This is a genomic window from Rhodococcus sp. NCIMB 12038 (assembly GCF_002165735.1).
GTDB lineage: Bacteria > Actinomycetota > Actinomycetes > Mycobacteriales > Mycobacteriaceae > Rhodococcus_F.
Genome location: NZ_NHML01000003.1, coordinates 279,184 through 295,108, shown reverse-complemented (window position 1 = coordinate 295,108; position 15,925 = coordinate 279,184). Strand labels below are relative to the sequence as shown.

Here is a 15,925-nt window from a genome sequence, read left to right as displayed (position 1 = left end):
CGCATCACTTGTGCGCGAGGGCGGTGGGGTGAGCCTCCGTGTCGACGCCCGGGATCCCGCGACCGCGGATGGACGCGCCGGCGGTCTCCGCCACGAAGTACAGCGCGACGAGACCGATCCCGCACGCGGCCATCATGTAGAACGCCGGCATGAGAGTGTTGCCGGTCCATTCGATGAGCAGTTCGTTCACGGCGGGGGCCGTGCCACCGAACAGCGACGTCGACACGTTGTACGCGATGGCGAACCCCGCGAACCGCACGTGTGTCGGGAACATCGCCGGGAACGTCGCCGAGATCGTGGACAGCTGCAGGACGTACAGCAACCCGAGCACCGCGAAGGCGACGATCGCCCATCCGAAACCCTGACGCATCAGCAGGTACATGGGGACGGCGAGCACGATCAGACCCACCAGCGAGCCGTACCACAACGGCTTGCGGCCCACCCGGTCCGACAACCCGCCCGCGAACGGAATGACCGCCATCATCACGATCTGCCCGACGATGAACAAGGTCAGCGACGCGGTGGACGTCAGCCCGATCTGTGTCTCCAGATACGTCGGCATGTAACTGAGCAGGGTGTAGTTGGTGACGTTCAACGCGATGACGAGTCCGCCGAGGAGCAGCAGCGGCTTCCAGTACTCGGTGATCAGGTCCTTGAACTCGTGGGTCGTCCCCGACTCCACCGCGCCTTCCGCATCCAGTTCCCGGAAGACGGGTGTCTCCTCGAGCTTGGTCCGCAGGTAGAGGCCGATCAAGCCCATCGGCCCGGCGATCAGGAACGGGATACGCCAGCCCCAGGTGGACATGAAAGGATCGCTGGAGAACAACTCCACCACCAGAACCACGATCGCGCCGAGCGCGTACCCGCCGAGGGTGCCGAACTCGAGGAAACTTCCGCAGAAGCCGCGCTTGCGGTCCGGCGAGTACTCGGCCATGAACGTTGCCGCGCCGCCGTATTCGCCGCCGGTCGAGAAGCCCTGGATCATGCGCAGCAGCACCAGCAGCAGGGGCGCCCAGAAACCGATGGCGTCGTAGCTCGGCACGAGGCCGACGCAGAACGTCGCGCCCGCCATCAGGATGATCGTCAGCGCCAGAACCTGACGGCGTCCGAGCCGGTCACCCAGCGGACCCCACACCAGGCCGCCGAGCGGTCGCACAACGAAGGACACCGCGAACACGAGCAGCGCGTAGAGGGTGGCCGAACCGGTGTCGCCGGGGAAGAACGCGGCCGAGATGTACGACACCGTGAACGCGTACACGCCGTAGTCGAACCATTCGGTGGCGTTGCCCATCGCCGACGCCGCGATCGCGCGCCGGAGAACACCTGGTGGGAGGGTTTCCTGCTCGTCTGAAGAATTCGCCGATGCCATAGATCCCGCCTCCTCGGGCCGGTTTTCGCGTTCCCTCATTGTGTCCCGAGTGGCACGTGTTGTCGCGAGTTTGCCATTTACGGACGCGCAGCCGAGGCCCGCCGGCGCCGTGACGGCGGGCCTCGGCTGCGCGTCGCCCGGGTATCCGCAACCCATGACCAGCCGAATCATCGCCATCGCCGTCGACTGCCGGGACGCGGAGGCACTGGCACGATTCTGGTGCGAGGCCCTGGGCTATCCGTCGACCCGCCGGTGGTCGGACGCGTACGGGCGCGAGTACGTCGAAGCGGGCGCGCCGGGGTCCACGACCCTGGTGTTCCAGCCGGTCGACGACCGGAAGACCGGGAAGAACCGCCTGCACCTCGACATCGCACCGTCGTCCGGAACCCGGGACGAGGAGGTGCAGCGGCTCCTCGCCCTCGGCGCCCGGAGGCTCGGCGACGACCCGAAGGTGCCGTGGGTGGTCCTCGCCGACCCCGAGGACAACGAATTCTGCGTGCTACCGCAACGTGGGTCCAGCGACGGGACCACCGCGTAGCCCCCGCCACCAGGCGGCGGGCCCGCCGTGGGCGACCCAGTGCCGCACGTGGTCGACGTAGTCCGTGGCCACCCGCACCCACTCGCTCCAGGCGCTCGGTGTGGGCAGGGTTTCGACGGAACGGATCAGGAGACGATCGATCGCGTCCGTGACCAGCTGCGCGCGCTCCAGCTGCACCATGTGTCCCGCGCCGGGCACCTTCACCAGTTCTACGTCCGGCAGATGACCGGCGATGGCCTTCGAATACCGGAACGGGGTCAGCAGGTCGCGGTCGCCGCACACCACGAGCGTCTCGATCGGCGCGAGCAATGGCACCGCGGCCGTCTCGTCGTGATTCTTGAACGACGGCAGGAAGTCGACGAGCGTCTTGAGGGATGTGTCGTTGATCATCTGCTCGGAGTGCCACATGATCGCCGGGCTGATGGTGCGGTCACCGAACGACGCCGACCTCAGGATCGGCGCCAGCACCCGCTTGCTCGCGCCGCGACCGCTCTGGACCACCCGGGGCAGGTGACGGGCCGCGGTGCTGAATCCGGCGACGACGGGCGTGTTGAGGGTGCGCGCGAGCCCCACGTCACCCAGTTTCTCCGCAGCGGTGGCGATCAGACCCACCCCGACGATGCGGGAACCGATCAGATCGGGATTCCGGCCGATGTACGAGAGGACTGCCATACCGCCCATCGAGTGGCCGACCAGCACGATCGGCCCCTCCGGCACCAGCGCCCGGATCACTGCGTCGATGTCCTGCGCGAGATGCGGGATCGTGCACGTGTCCCGCCGCGGCACTCCGGAGTTGCCGTGCCCCCGCAGGTCGAAGAACACCATGCGGATCGTCGAGCCCCACGCCTCCTCGAGCTGAACCCGCTGGAAGTGCCAGCCCGTCATCCGGTTGCAGAATCCGTGGACGAACACCACGGTCAACGGCGCGAACGCCGGACCCACCTCGCGCACCGCGAGGGGCACCCCGTCGTCGGCGGCGACGACACTGCCGCGGTCGCGGGTGAGCAGGTCGAAGGTCTCCCCTGCGAACTCGTCGAACATAGTCTCCCAGACGTTGCCGAAGTCACGGATGATCGCGTGGACGCCTGTCGTGTGGAGGATAGCGCGGCCTACGAATCGGCTGCGCGAGGCTACAACACGACCGCGGTGACGGCCAGCTGAAGGTACCCCTGATCGCGGGGGTCCAGGAACGGATACCAGCGCCGCGACTGCGGATCCCGGATCGCGCCGATCAGGAGGACGACGACGGCGAGGATGTTGCTCTCGATGGTGAACTAGCTGAGGTAGTCGGCCGTCGAGAAGTCGTCGCTGCCGACGTTGCGGAGGGGAATCCACAGCAACGCGATCAGCCCGTAGACCGCGAACACCGCCCGCAGAACCCGAACGATCCTCCGACCGCGCAGCTCCGTGACGACGGCGGCGTCCATCCGCCGATATTCGCACACGGGCGGGCGCGGCACCGGGTGATCCACCGGGTTGGCTAGGCTGGGGTCCAGCATGTCCACCACAGCACCCAGCCGGCGGGAACTGAAGAACAGCCTCGGCGAACTCACTCTGCGCGACGAACACCGGCTCCGCCGGCGACTCGACCGTGCCCGCACCCCCGACGCCCTCGCCTCCCTGTCCGACGAGATCGACGCCGCACGCGGCCGCATCACCCGGAGACTCGACAGCGTTCCCGCCATCGAGTACCCCGACGCACTGCCGGTCAGCCGGCGCCGCGACGACATCGCGAAGGCGATCGCCGAGAATCAGGTCGTCATCGTGGCCGGCGAGACGGGGTCCGGCAAGACGACGCAGATCCCGAAGATCTGCCTCGAACTCGGCCGCGGCGTCCGCGGTCTCATCGGACACACCCAGCCCCGCCGTCTCGCGGCGCGGACGGTCGCCGAGCGCATCGCCGAGGAACTCCACAGCGAACTCGGTGAGACCGTCGGCTACACCGTGCGATTCACCGACCAGGTGTCGGACGGCACGCTGGTGAAGCTGATGACCGACGGAATCCTGCTCGCCGAGATCCAGCGCGACCGGATGCTCCGCCGGTACGACACCCTCATCATCGACGAGGCGCACGAACGCAGCCTCAACATCGACTTCATCCTCGGATACCTGCGCCAGCTGCTCCCCCGCAGGCCCGATCTGAAGGTGATCATCACGTCGGCGACGATCGACCCGGAACGCTTCGCGGAACACTTCGCCGCCGACGGCGTGCCCGCGCCGATCGTCGAGGTGTCCGGGCGCACGTTCCCCGTCGAGATGCGGTATCGACCGCTCACGGTGGACGTCGGCGAGCAGACGTTCGACCGCGACCCCGTCGACGCGGTGTGCGAGGCGGTCGAAGAGCTCTCCGGCGAGGGCGACGGCGACATCCTCGTCTTCCTCTCCGGCGAACGGGAGATCCGCGACACCGCCGACGCCCTCCGCGACCGCAGACTGCGAAGCACCGAGATCGTGCCCCTGTACGCGCGACTGTCGGCAGCGGAACAGCACAAGGTGTTCACCCCGCACACCGGGCGGCGGGTCGTGCTGTCGACGAACGTCGCGGAGACCTCGCTCACCGTGCCCGGCATCCGGTACGTCGTGGACCCGGGCACCGCCCGCATCTCCCGCTACTCGGTGCGCACCAAGGTGCAACGCCTGCCGATCGAACCGATCTCGCAGGCGTCCGCCCGCCAGCGGTCCGGTCGTTGCGGCCGTGTCGCCGAGGGCATCTGCATCCGCCTGTACTCCGAGGAGGACTTCGAGTCGAGGCCCGCGTTCACCGAGCCGGAGATCCTGCGCACCAACCTCGCGTCCGTCATCCTGCAGATGACGGCGCTCGGCCTCGGCGACGTCGCCGCGTTCCCGTTCGTGCAGCCGCCGGACCCGCGGGCCGTCCGCGACGGCATCGGCCTGCTCGAGGAACTCGGCGCGATCGAACGGAAGGCCCAGAACGAGCAGCCCGTCCTCACCCCGGTCGGACGGGAACTCGCGCAGATCCCCGTCGATCCGCGCATGGCGCGGATGCTCGTCGAGGCACACCGGAACGGCTGCCTGTCCGAGGTGCTCGTGATCGTCGCCGCCCTCTCCATCCAGGACGTGCGGGAACGTCCCGCCGAGTACCAGCAGGCGGCCGACGAGAAGCACGCCCGGTTCGCCGTGGAGAATTCCGACTTCCTCGCCTACCTCGAACTGTGGAAGTACCTGCGCGAGCAGCGGAACGAGTTGTCGTCCAACCAGTTCCGCAAGATGTGCCGAAACGAGTTCCTGCACTGGCTGCGGATCCGCGAATGGCAGGACCTGCACGGTCAGCTCCGCCAGATCACCCGGGGCCTCGGCTGGGACACCACCGGCACCCCGGCGGGCGAGGCGGCGATCCACCAGTCCCTGCTCGCCGGACTGCTGTCACACATCGGGCTGCGCGAGGGTGACAAACGAGACTTCCTCGGCGCCCGCGGAAGCCGATTCGCGGTGTTCCCCGGTTCGAGCCTGTTCAAGAAGCCGCCGCGATGGGTGATGGCCGCCGAACTGGTCGAGACGTCCCGGCTGTGGGCGCGGATGTCGGCGAGGATCGAACCCGAATGGGCCGAGAAGCTGGCGCCGCACCTCGTGAAACGCACGTACTCCGAACCGCACTGGTCGTCGAAACGCGGCGCCGCCATGGCCTACGAACGCGTGACGCTGTACGGGATCCCCCTCGTCGCCCGGCGTGCGGTGACCTACAGCACCATCGACCCCGAGACGTCCCGGGACCTGTTCATCCGCCATGCCCTGGTGCAGGGCGAATGGCAGACGCAGCACAAGTTCTTCCACGCCAACCGCGCACTCCTCGAAGACGTCGAGGAACTCGAGCACCGCGCCCGCAGGCGCGACATCCTCGTCGACGACGACACTCTCTACGACTTCTACGACCAGCGCGTCGGCCCGGAGGCGGTCTCCGCCCGGCATTTCGACTCGTGGTGGAAGGTCGCCCGCCGCACGAATCCGGACCTGCTCACGTTCACGCAGTCGACGGTCGTCAACGCCGATTCGGCCGCGGTACTCGGCGGCGAATACCCCGATGCGTGGCGTCAGGGCGACATGCAGGTCCCGCTCACCTACCAGTTCGAGCCCGGGAACGAAGACGACGGCGTCTCCGCCCGCATCCCGATCGCGCTGCTCGCAGGGCTGCGCGCCGTCGGCTTCGACTGGCTGGTCCCCGGCATGCGCGTCGAACTGGTCACCGCACTGATCAAGACGCTCCCGAAGACCCTTCGCCGACAGGTGGTTCCGGCACCGGACTTCGCGGCCGCCGCACTGGCCGCGGTGAAACCCCGCTCCGAACCGCTCACCACGGCGATGGCGCGCGAACTGTCGCGGCTCGGTGCCTGCCGCATCGACCCGAAGGACTTCGACGTCACCGCACTTCCCGACCACCTGCGCATGACGTTCGTCGCCGTGGACGAGAAGGGCGCCGTCCTCGGCCGGGACAAGGACCTCGCGTCGCTGCGCAAGTCGCTCGCTCCCCGCGTCCAGGTGGAAGTGGCGAAGGCGGCGTCGAACTCGGAGCGACCGCCCGCACTCACGTGGACCCCCGCCACCCTCGGTTCCCTCGAGGCCACCGTCACCCGCGAACTCGGCGGGCAGAAGGTCACCGGTTACCCCGCCCTGGTCCCGGAGGGTGACGGTGTCGCCGTCCGCGTCCTCAGCACCGCCGCCGCCCAGCGAACCGCGATGCGCGACGGAACGCGCCGGCTGCTGCTGGCCGCCGTTCCCACCCAGGCGAAGACGGTGACGTCCGGTCTGGGCAACGCACAGCGGCTGGCGCTCGGGCAGAACCCCGACGGCAGCCTCGACGCGTTGATCGACGACTGTCGCACCGCCGCCGCGAACCAGTTGATCGCCGCCCACGGCACCCCCGTGCGCACACCGCAGGAATTCGACGCCCTGGTGGTGAAGGCGCGTGCGGAGATGGCACGGAACGTGGCGGTACTCGTGCGACTGGTGTCGCCGGTCCTCGAAGCGGACCACCGGCTCGCAGTCGTGCTGGAACGCGCCACCGGTGAGGCCGCCGACGACGTGCGGGAACAACGGCAGTCGCTGCTGTTTCCCGGATTCGTCGCCGACATCGGCGCCACCCGCCTCCGCGAACTGCCCCGCTACCTCGCGGCCGCCGTCGCACGACTCGAAGCCCTGCCCGGGAGCGCACCGCGCGACCAGAAGGGGATGGATGCCCTCGACCGGGTGTACGCCGGCTACGAACGGATGCTCGCCGGCCTGCCGGAAGAACGGCAGCACTCACCCGAGGTCGACGCGATCCACTGGATGATCGAGGAACTGCGCGTCAGCCTGTTCGCTCAAACACTCGGAACACCGGTCCCGGTGTCCGAGAAGCGGGTACTGAGCGCTATGCAGAAGGTGCGCTGACGCGCGGGCGAAGCAAGAAATGCGCGGACGCGCAGGCTCAGGCGTCGTCGCGGGATTCGCGGTGTTCGCGTAGCTCTTTGATTTCGCGCGCGAAGTCCTCTGCGGAGCTGAACGACCGGTACACGGACGCGAAACGCAGATACGCGACCTCGTCGAGGTCACGAAGCGGACCGAGGATGGCGAGACCCACCTCGTTGCTCGGGATCTCCGCGGAACCCGACGCGCGGACCGCGTCCTCGACCTGCTGGGCAAGGAGATTCAGTGCGTCGTTGTCGACCTGCCGGCCCTGGCAGGCGCGACGGACACCCCGCACCACCTTCTCCCGGCTGAACGGTTCGGTGACCCCACTGCGCTTGACGACCGACAGGACGGCGGTCTCGACGGTGGTGAACCGTCGACCACACTCGGGGCACGAGCGGCGACGGCGGATGGCCTGTCCCTCGTCGGCTTCGCGCGAATCGACCACACGTGAATCGGGGTGCCGGCAGAACGGGCAGTGCATGGCGATTCCTTCGTCGTAGCCGTCGTGGCCGCAACTGTTCGCCTCCCCCGATGGCGAACCGACGAAAACGGATTCACGCAGCGGATGCACGATCTCGACGCGACCACACGCGGTGGTGGGACTGACAGCCTCCGAGACTACTCGGCCGTCCGGCGGGACAGTCATGCAGAGCCACCCCCGTCATCGGGTCGCGGACGACGGGACGATCAGATTCTGGCCCGGGTGCAGCGCCGAATTGGACATGGCATTGAGCTCCATGATCCGCTCGATCACCTGCGCCACCGGCATTTCCGGTGCGATCCGCGCAGCGACCGCGGCCAGACTCTCGCCCTGCTGCACCTGCACGACCTCGGTGGCCGCCGAATTGCTCACACTGCCGCCGGTCGCGAGCTGCGCTACTCCGGCCAGCCCGCACAACACACCGGCGGTGATCACGACACCGGCGAGCACCGTCCGCCAGCTCACGTCGTTCGCTCCGCGTTCGTGGTCGGCGCGGGAGATGCCGGTGTGGGTGGGCCGGTACGCGACGGCGCCGGACGACGGACGGCGCAACTCCCCGTCGGTGCGCCGGCGCCCCGGTTCGGTGCGGTACGACCGCGTGGCGCCGGAACGGACGACACCCCGCTCGAGTGCCTGCCGGTTCAGCACTGCCTGCCGATGGAGAACTGCGTTGCTCATCGGTACCTCCGCTGCTCGTATCCGTGTCGGACTTTGATGTCGGACTATTGATGGCGAACTTTGATGTCGATTCGATCCGGGACAAGTGTTCGATCACGCGTTCGAAAGAACACATGTTCGATTTCTACCACGACCCTCCGACAAAGTCTCTACTTCTCGCGACACGTGTCGAACAGATGTTTGAAACTCCGAGGAAAGCGGGATAGATTCGTGTCACGCGGCACAGCAGTCACATGCGACCCATACCGAGAAGATCGACACACAGACGGAGGCACCTCGCCATGAAGGACGACAGCTCGACCGACGGTTCGACTCCACGTGTGAGCGGTGGCTCCGCCGCCGGGTTGACCGACCGGCAGCGCCGTGTCCTCGAGGTGATCCGCACGTCGGTCAACGAGCGCGGTTACCCGCCGAGCATCCGCGAGATCGGCGACGCGGTGGGGCTCACCTCCACGTCGTCCGTCGCCCATCAGTTGCGGACGCTGGAGCGGAAGGGCTTCCTGCGCCGGGACCCGAACCGTCCGCGCGCCGTCGACGTGCGCGGTCTCGACGAGGTCGCGGCGGGCGCCGCTGCGAACGCCGGCGCCGCGGCCGGGTTGGCCACGGTCAAGTCCGGGACCGACAGCACAACCCTGCCGGAGCCCACGTTCGTACCCGTCCTCGGCCGGATCGCCGCAGGTGGCCCGATCCTCGCCGAGGAAGCCGTCGAGGACGTCTTCCCTCTCCCCCGTGAACTCGTGGGCCAGGGTTCGCTGTTCCTGCTCAAGGTCGTCGGCGAATCGATGATCGACGCCGCGATCTGTGACGGCGACTGGGTGGTGGTCCGGCAGCAGAACGTGGCGGACAACGGCGACATCGTGGCAGCGATGATCGACGGCGAAGCCACCGTCAAGACGTTCAAGCGCACCGACAACGAGGTGTGGCTGATGCCGCACAATCCGCTGTTCGATCCGATCCCCGGCAACGACGCCGCCATTCTCGGCAAGGTCGTCACCGTCATGCGCAAGATCTAGACCTGCCGTATCCAATCCTGCCGTCGGCAGACACGAGTGGGGCCCCACGGCGATCGCCGTGGGGCCCCACTCGCATCCATCCGGGTACGGCCGGAGGCCGAAGTTCGCCTGCAGATACGCAGGTCGTGCGGCGTCAGAGATTGAGTCCGCGACCGATGATTTCCTTCATGATCTCGGTGGTCCCGCCGTAGATGGTCTGGACCCGAGAATCCATGTACGCCTTCGCAATCGGATACTCCTTCATGTAGCCGTAGCCGCCGTGCAGCTGCAGGCACCGGTCGATCAGCCGGACCTGCGCCTCGGTGGTCCACCACTTGGCCATCGCCGCTTCCTGCACCGACAGCTTCTCGTCGTTGAGCAGTTCGATGAACTTGTCGACGAGGACCCGGACGGCCGTCGCCTCCGTGGCGAGTTCGGCGAGCACGAAGCGCGTGTTCTGGAAGCTGCCGATCGACTTTCCGAAGGCCTTCCGGTCGCGGCAGTACTGGATCGTCATGTCCAGCGCCGATTCCATAGCGGCGGCGGCCACCACGGCGATCGACAACCGCTCCTGCGGGAGGTTCTTCATCAGATAGAGGAATCCCATGCCTTCCTCACCGAGGAGGTTGGCGGCAGGGACGCGGACGTCGGTGAAGCTCAACTCAGCGGTGTCCTGGGCTTTCATCCCGATCTTGTCGAGGTTGCGGCCGCGTTCGAAGCCCGGCATGTCCCGTTCGACCACGAGGAGGCTGAATCCCTGCGCTCCCTTGTCGGGATCGGTACATGCGACGACGATCACGAGGTCGGCGTTGATGCCGTTGGTGATGAACGTCTTGGAACCGTTGAGGACCCAGTCGTCGCCGTCGCGCACGGCGCGCGTCTTGATGCCCTGCAGGTCGCTGCCGGTTCCCGGTTCGGTCATAGCGATCGCCGTGATCAGCTCACCGGACGCGAAGCCGGGCAGCCACCGCTGCTTCTGCTCGTCGTTGCTCAGTTCGAGCAGGTACGGCGCGACGACGTCGTTGTGGAGCGTGAAGCCGATGCCGCTGTACCCGCCGCGGGTGGTCTCCTCGGTGATGATCGCGTTGTACCGGAAGTCGCGCACGCCGCCGCCGCCGAATTCCTCCGGCACGGCCATGCCGAGGAAGCCCTGCTTTCCGGCCTCGACCCAGAGGCTGCGGTCGACGATGTTCTGCTCTTCCCACTTGGCGTGGTTCGGCTCGGCGTGCTGTGCGAGAAACTTGCGGTACGACTCCCGGAACAGTTCGTGCTCCGGTTCGAACAGGGTGCGCTCCACGCCGACTCCTCGTATCAACTGTCTGTTACGTCTCGTTCGAGATACGTCTCGTTCGACGGTAGAGGCGAGGACCTACGGGGTGAATGACCCAGGTGATCGGGATTCGTGACCCATCCGGTCACCGTGTCAGGGTTTGCGGAACCGCGCGAGCCGGCGCATCACCGGGTAGGCGACGAGGATGCCCACCGAACCCCAGGCGATGCCGCCGAGTTCCACCGATCCGACCGTCAAGGTCAGGTCGCCGATGCCGGCGACGAGCGCCGCGGCGACCACGGTGAGGTTGACGGGGTCGGTGAAGTCGACCTCGGCGTCCATCCAGATCCGCACGCCGAGGACGCCGATCAGGCCGTACAGCACGAGGGTGGCGCCGCCGATGACACCGTTCGGCACGGTGAAGACGAGGGCCCCGAACTTCGGTGAGAACGCGAGCACCACGGCCGTGGCGGCCGCGACCCAGTAGGCAGCGGTGGAGTACACCCGCGTCGCGGCCATCACGCCGATGTTCTCGGCGTAGGTGGTGGTTCCGGACCCTCCGCCGAACCCGGCGAGGGTGGTGGCAAGTCCGTCCGCGACGAGGGCGTTGCCGGCGACGTCGTCGAGGGAGCGACCCGTCATGGCCGACACTGCCTTGACGTGGCCGACGTTCTCGGCGATCAGGACGATGACCACCGGCAGGGTCAGTGCGATCACGGACCATTCGAACGTCGGTCCCCGCAGTTCGGGCACACCGAACCAGGCCGCGTCCCGCAACGCCGTCACCCGCTCTTCCGCGAGACCGCCGGTCACCGCGGCGAACACCCAGCCGACGACGACGCCGACGAGGATGCCGAGTCGGCCCAGCAACCCCGGGCCGAGGACGGTCACGAGCAGGATCGCGAGCAGGGTGACCCCGGCGATCAGCGGTTGCGACTCGAACGAATCCACCGCGGTGGGTGCGAGATTGAGCCCGATCAGCGCCACCACGGCACCGGTGACGACTGGCGGCATCACCGCGTCGATGACCTGCGACCCGGCCAGTTTCACCGCGACACCGATGACGAGCAGCAGCAGACCCGCGGCCGCGACGCCGCCGAGTTGCGCTGCGGGACCAGAACTCTGCGACGCCGTCAGCGGCGCGATGAATGCGAACGACGACCCCAGGTAGCTGGGGATGCGGCCGCGGGTGATGAGCAGGAACAGGACGGTCCCGATCCCCGAGAACAGCAGCGTCGTGGTGACCGGGAACCCGGTGATGGTCGGCACCAGGAGGGTGGCGCCGAACATCGCGATGACGTGCTGCATCCCGATTCCGACCGTGCGCGGCCAGGTGAGGCGCTCGCCGGGAGCGACCACCTCGCCTTCGCCGATCCGCCTGCCGTCGCCGTGCAGTGTCCACCCGAAGGCCCTTGTGGGGGCGGACACCTCGGCAGAGCCGCCGACCGGACCGTCGGGGGTGCCGGGTGCGCCGGTTTCTCGTTTCGTCACAGTTGGCCAATCGTAGGCACGATCTGCGAGTTTCGCGCCCTCGGGACCGAATCCCGCCGAAAATCGTGCCGGGAACCGGGACTACGTGCCGAGCACCCGCACCGCCGCGGCGCGCGCTTCCGCGGGATCGCTCGTGGCGAGCACGTCCTCGGCGGCCCGGCGGCAGTCGTCGAGCGTGACCGATCCCACCTTCGCCCCCACTCCGGAGACGGCGGCACCCGCGCAGGACAGCGACGTGACGCCGAGTCCGATCAGTACGCAGGCGAGCAGCGGGTCGGCGGCGGCCTCGCCGCAGACGCCGACCGGTTTGCCTGCCGCGACGCCGGCCTCGGCCGTGCGCGCGACGAGCGCGAGAACGGCCGGCTGCCAGGGGTCGGTGAGCGAGGCCAGGTCGGAGGACATCCGGTCGGCGGCCATCGTGTACTGCGCGAGGTCGTTCGTGCCGATGGACAGGAAGTCGACGTGGCGCAGGAGGCGGTCCGCCAGCAGCGCCGCGGCAGGCACCTCGACCATCACACCGGGCACGAGGCCGCGGGCGCGGACTTCGGCGGCGAAGGATTCGGCTTCGGCGGGAGTCGAAATCATCGGTGCCATCACCCACGGCTGCGACTGCGTCTGCTTGGCCGCGGCGGCGACGGCGTCGAGTTGCCTGCTGAGGATGCCCGGGTTCTGTTCGGCGATGCGGATACCGCGAACGCCGAGCGCGGGGTTCGCCTCGTCGGCGTGATTGGCGAAGCGCAGCGGTTTGTCCGATCCCGCGTCGAGGGTCCGGATCACCACTTTCCGGCCCGCGAACGCGTCGAGCACCTCGCCGTAGATCTCGGCCTGCTCGTCGACTCCGGGCTCGGAATCGCGGTCCAGGAAGCACAACTCGGTGCGGAACAGTCCGACGCCCTCGGCGGCGGTCCCGGACGCCGACCGCGCGCCGGCCCCGTCCTGCACGTTGGCGAGGATCGACACGGCGTGTCCGTCGCTGGTGCGGCCGGGCCCCTCCCACGACTGGATGCGGAGCCGTTCGGCGCGGCCGTGTTCGACGGCGGCGCGGGCCTCGACCGGGTCCGGTTCCATCACGAGTTCACCCGCCGAGCCGTCGAGGAGGACCGGGGTGCCCGAGACGACGGATTCGAGATCGCGCACCGCGACGACGCACGGGATGCCCAACTGCCGCGAGATGATCGCGGTGTGGCTCGTGGGGCCGCCGAGAACGGTTACGAGGCCGACGATCAGTTCGGGATCGAGACCGGCGGTGTCGGCAGGCGCAAGATCCTGGGCGCAGAGGATCGACGGGGTCGTGGGCACAGGGATGCCGGGCTCGGGCAGACCGAGGAGTTCGGAGACGACGCGGTCGCGGATGTCGCGCAGGTCGGTCACGCGTTCGGCCATCAGCCCACCCATCTTGGTGAACAGGGTGGCGAACTGCTCGGTGGCCTCCGCTGCCGCCTCCCCGGCCGGGGTTCCGCCGGCGATCAGCTTCTGCGCGGCACCGAGCCAGCCGCGGTCGGCGGCCATCGCCGCGTTCGCCTGCAGCACCTCTGCCGCGGCGCCGGAGACGCTCGCCGCGCGGTCGCGGAGTCGCTGCGACACCACGGCGGCCGCTTCCTCGAAGCGGACCTTCTCCGCGTCGCGCGACGCCTCGTCGATCCGGGCGGATCCGGGTGCGACCTCCGGTCGCGGGGCCGGCCAGATCACCGGCGCGTAGGCAATGCCCGGTACCACCGGCGTACCTCGCACGATTTCACGGTCTTCGGTCATCGGGTCCTCCTGGCCGGCTCGTTCTGTCGTCACGCAGTCGGAAATGCGAATCGACTATGTGACGGAGATTACTCTCAACTCTTGACATGTCAACACAGTCGGGCGTAAAACAACATGACACAACATTTCGTGTGATGCAGACCATAACGGATCACGTCACCGAACACTTCATCGACGAGAACAGGAACGGGGTCACGGTGTATCCGGAAGAACGCCAGCAAGCGGTCACCACGCTGATCTCGCAGCGGGGGCGCATGTCCGTCGCCGACCTCTCCGACACCTTCGGCGTCACCACCGAGACCGTGCGCCGCGACCTCGCGCTGCTCGAACGCCTCGGCCACGTCCGCCGCGTGCACGGCGGCGCGGTGCCCGCGGGTTCCCTCACCGTCACCGAGCCCGGCATGACGGAGCGCGATCACACCCGCGCCGAGCAGAAGGACCGGATCGCCAAGCGCGCCGCCGCCTACCTGCCGCCGTCCGGTGGCAGCGTGCTGTTCGACGCGGGAACCACCACCGGGCGCATCATCCCGGAACTCCCGTCCGATCTGGACCTCACCGTGATCACCAACTCGGTGCCGATCGCAGCCCGGCTCGCGGGACTCAACTCGGTGACCCTGCACATGCTCGGCGGCCGGGTGCGCGGAATCACGCAGGCCGCCGTCGGCGAAGAGGCGCTGCGCATCCTCGACGTGCTTCGCGTCGACGTCGCGTTCATCGGCACCAATGCGCTCAGCGTCGGCCACGGCCTGTCCACACCGGACACCGAGGAGGCCGCGGTCAAGCGCGCGATGGTCCGGTGCGCCAACCACGTCGTCGTGGTCGCCGACTCGTCGAAGGTCGGCCGGGAGCACCTCGTCAGCTTCGCCCCCATCCACAGCGTCGACATCCTCGTCACCGACGCCGAAATCAGTTCCGCAGACCGAGCCCATTTCCACGACCAGGGAATCGAGGTGGTGATCGCATGATCGTCACGCTGACCGCCAATCCGAGCATCGACCGCACCGTCAACCTGCTCGGGCGCCTCGAACGGGGCACCGTCCTGCGCGCAGCCGCGACCCACAGCGACCCCGGAGGCAAGGGCGTCAACGTCGCCCGCGCGCTCACGTCCGCCGGTGTCGACGCTGTGGCGGTGCTGCCCGGCAACGCCGGCGACCCCCTGCTCACCGCGTTGTCCGAGCACGGGATCGAGCACGTGACCGTGGCGACGTCCGGGTCGGCACGCACCAACATCACCATCACCGAACCCGACGGCACCACCACCAAGATCAACGAACCCGGTGTCACGATGTCGGCCGGGTCCCTCGCCGACCTGCAGTCGGAGATCATCGAACGCGGGTCCCGGGCCGAATGGGTGGTGCTGTCCGGTTCCCTTCCCCCGGGCATTCCCACCGACTGGTACGCCACACTCGTCGAGGCACTGCGTTCGGCGTCGTGCCGGGTCGCCGTCGACACGTCGGACGCACCACTGCTCGCCCTCGCGGACCGGTTCCCGGCGGGCTGCCCCGACCTCGTGAAACCGAACAGCGAGGAACTCGCGCAACTCACCGGCGCCGACGGGCACCTGCTCGAGGAGTCGGCGCTGCGCGGGGACCCGACGGCCACCGCCCACGCGGGCAGGCAACTCGTGGACCGTGGGGTCGAAGCCGTCCTCGCCACGCTCGGCGCCGCGGGCGCCGTTCTCGTGACGGAGGCCGGCGCCTGGTGGGCCACGCCACCACCGATCGTGGCCCGCAGCACCGTCGGCGCAGGCGACTCGTCGCTGGCCGGCTATCTGGCAGCGCACCTGTCCGGCGCGTCGCCTGCGGACTGCCTCCGATCCGCCGTCGCCTACGGCAGCGCGGCGGCCGCCCTCCCGGGCACCACCCTGCCGACCCCCGAACACGTCGACATCGACGCCGTCACCGTCACCGCCCTCAGCTCCCCCGCCCCCGATCCGGCCTGAACCAGA

13 protein-coding genes are annotated in these 15,925 nt (G+C 68.4%); 5 read left to right on the top strand and 8 right to left on the bottom strand.

Annotation, left to right across the window (positions count from 1 at the left end):
- Window positions 1-4: 4 nt before the first annotated feature.
- Complete coding sequence (locus CA951_RS05135; protein ID WP_087555813.1) at window positions 5-1,369, bottom strand: MFS transporter; 1,365 nt, start codon at window positions 1,367-1,369, stop codon at window positions 5-7.
- Window positions 1,370-1,523: 154 nt separating this feature from the next.
- Between CA951_RS05135 and CA951_RS05130 the strand changes: the two genes are divergently transcribed.
- Window positions 1,524-1,907 carry a VOC family protein gene (locus CA951_RS05130; RefSeq protein ID WP_087555996.1) on the top strand — a complete coding sequence of 128 codons (384 nt, stop codon included), beginning with the start codon at window positions 1,524-1,526 and terminating at the stop codon, window positions 1,905-1,907.
- Here CA951_RS05130 and CA951_RS05125 read toward each other — a convergent pair.
- A complete protein-coding gene (locus CA951_RS05125) occupies window positions 1,869-2,948 on the bottom strand; it encodes an alpha/beta fold hydrolase (RefSeq protein WP_087555812.1) in 1,080 nt (359 codons plus the stop codon). The two genes, CA951_RS05130 and CA951_RS05125, sit on opposite strands and share 39 nt — an antisense overlap.
- Before the next feature lie 233 nt (window positions 2,949-3,181).
- Entirely contained in the window at window positions 3,182-3,406 is a 225-nt protein-coding gene (locus CA951_RS05120; RefSeq protein WP_256973338.1) for a hypothetical protein, read from the bottom strand.
- On the opposite strand from CA951_RS05120, the gene hrpA reads away from it, so the two are divergent.
- Window positions 3,405-7,292, top strand: coding sequence for an ATP-dependent RNA helicase HrpA (gene hrpA / locus CA951_RS05115; protein ID WP_087555811.1), 3,888 nt, complete (start codon window positions 3,405-3,407; stop codon window positions 7,290-7,292). The two genes, CA951_RS05120 and hrpA, sit on opposite strands and share 2 nt — an antisense overlap.
- A 37-nt stretch (window positions 7,293-7,329) precedes the next feature.
- On the opposite strand, the gene nrdR is transcribed toward hrpA, so the two are convergent.
- Both nrdR and CA951_RS05105 read right to left on the bottom strand, forming a co-directional pair.
- Window positions 7,330-7,794: a transcriptional regulator NrdR gene (gene nrdR, locus CA951_RS05110; RefSeq protein ID WP_015890458.1), complete on the bottom strand. Its 465-nt coding sequence runs from the start codon at window positions 7,792-7,794 to the stop codon at window positions 7,330-7,332.
- Window positions 7,795-7,974: 180 nt separating this feature from the next.
- Entirely contained in the window at window positions 7,975-8,472 is a 498-nt protein-coding gene (locus tag CA951_RS05105; protein ID WP_087555810.1) for a LysM peptidoglycan-binding domain-containing protein, read from the bottom strand.
- A 281-nt stretch (window positions 8,473-8,753) separates the two neighbouring features.
- Here CA951_RS05105 and lexA point away from each other — a divergent pair, with 281 nt between their 5' ends.
- Window positions 8,754-9,485: a transcriptional repressor LexA gene (gene lexA, locus CA951_RS05100; RefSeq protein ID WP_087555809.1), complete on the top strand. Its 732-nt coding sequence runs from the start codon at window positions 8,754-8,756 to the stop codon at window positions 9,483-9,485.
- Window positions 9,486-9,618: 133 nt separating this feature from the next.
- On the opposite strand, the gene CA951_RS05095 is transcribed toward lexA, so the two are convergent.
- From CA951_RS05095 to ptsP, 3 genes are all read right to left on the bottom strand, one after another.
- Window positions 9,619-10,761: an acyl-CoA dehydrogenase family protein gene (locus tag CA951_RS05095; protein ID WP_043825891.1), complete on the bottom strand. Its 1,143-nt coding sequence runs from the start codon at window positions 10,759-10,761 to the stop codon at window positions 9,619-9,621.
- A 126-nt stretch (window positions 10,762-10,887) separates the two neighbouring features.
- Window positions 10,888-12,225, bottom strand: a complete 1,338-nt coding sequence (locus CA951_RS05090; protein ID WP_256973337.1) for a uracil-xanthine permease family protein — start codon at window positions 12,223-12,225, stop codon at window positions 10,888-10,890.
- Between the two features lie 81 nt (window positions 12,226-12,306).
- Window positions 12,307-13,977, bottom strand: coding sequence for a phosphoenolpyruvate--protein phosphotransferase (gene ptsP / locus CA951_RS05085; protein WP_087555808.1), 1,671 nt, complete (start codon window positions 13,975-13,977; stop codon window positions 12,307-12,309).
- A 197-nt stretch (window positions 13,978-14,174) separates the two neighbouring features.
- On the opposite strand from ptsP, the gene CA951_RS05080 reads away from it, so the two are divergent.
- Together CA951_RS05080 and pfkB are read left to right on the top strand one after the other, a co-directional pair.
- Window positions 14,175-14,942: a DeoR/GlpR family DNA-binding transcription regulator gene (locus CA951_RS05080; RefSeq protein ID WP_087555994.1), complete on the top strand. Its 768-nt coding sequence runs from the start codon at window positions 14,175-14,177 to the stop codon at window positions 14,940-14,942.
- Window positions 14,939-15,919: a 1-phosphofructokinase gene (gene pfkB / locus CA951_RS05075; protein WP_087555807.1), complete on the top strand. Its 981-nt coding sequence runs from the start codon at window positions 14,939-14,941 to the stop codon at window positions 15,917-15,919. The genes CA951_RS05080 and pfkB overlap by 4 nt, the downstream gene beginning before the upstream one ends.
- The last annotated feature ends 6 nt before the right edge of the window (window positions 15,920-15,925 follow it).

Excerpts from the sequence above, each read along its gene's own strand:
- CA951_RS05135 (WP_087555813.1), bottom strand. The coding sequence starts at position 1,369 with ATGGCATCGGCGAATTCTTCAGACGAGCAGGAAACCCTCCCACCAGGT.
- CA951_RS05130 (WP_087555996.1), top strand. The coding sequence starts at position 1,524 with ATGACCAGCCGAATCATCGCCATCGCCGTCGACTGCCGGGACGCGGAG.
- CA951_RS05125 (WP_087555812.1), bottom strand. The coding sequence starts at position 2,948 with ATGTTCGACGAGTTCGCAGGGGAGACCTTCGACCTGCTCACCCGCGAC.
- hrpA (WP_087555811.1), top strand. The coding sequence starts at position 3,405 with ATGTCCACCACAGCACCCAGCCGGCGGGAACTGAAGAACAGCCTCGGC.
- CA951_RS05120 (WP_256973338.1), bottom strand. The coding sequence starts at position 3,406 with ATGCTGGACCCCAGCCTAGCCAACCCGGTGGATCACCCGGTGCCGCGC.
- nrdR (WP_015890458.1), bottom strand. The coding sequence starts at position 7,794 with ATGCACTGCCCGTTCTGCCGGCACCCCGATTCACGTGTGGTCGATTCG.
- CA951_RS05105 (WP_087555810.1), bottom strand. The coding sequence starts at position 8,472 with ATGAGCAACGCAGTTCTCCATCGGCAGGCAGTGCTGAACCGGCAGGCA.
- lexA (WP_087555809.1), top strand. The coding sequence starts at position 8,754 with ATGAAGGACGACAGCTCGACCGACGGTTCGACTCCACGTGTGAGCGGT.
- ptsP (WP_087555808.1), bottom strand. The coding sequence starts at position 13,977 with ATGACCGAAGACCGTGAAATCGTGCGAGGTACGCCGGTGGTACCGGGC.
- pfkB (WP_087555807.1), top strand. The coding sequence starts at position 14,939 with ATGATCGTCACGCTGACCGCCAATCCGAGCATCGACCGCACCGTCAAC.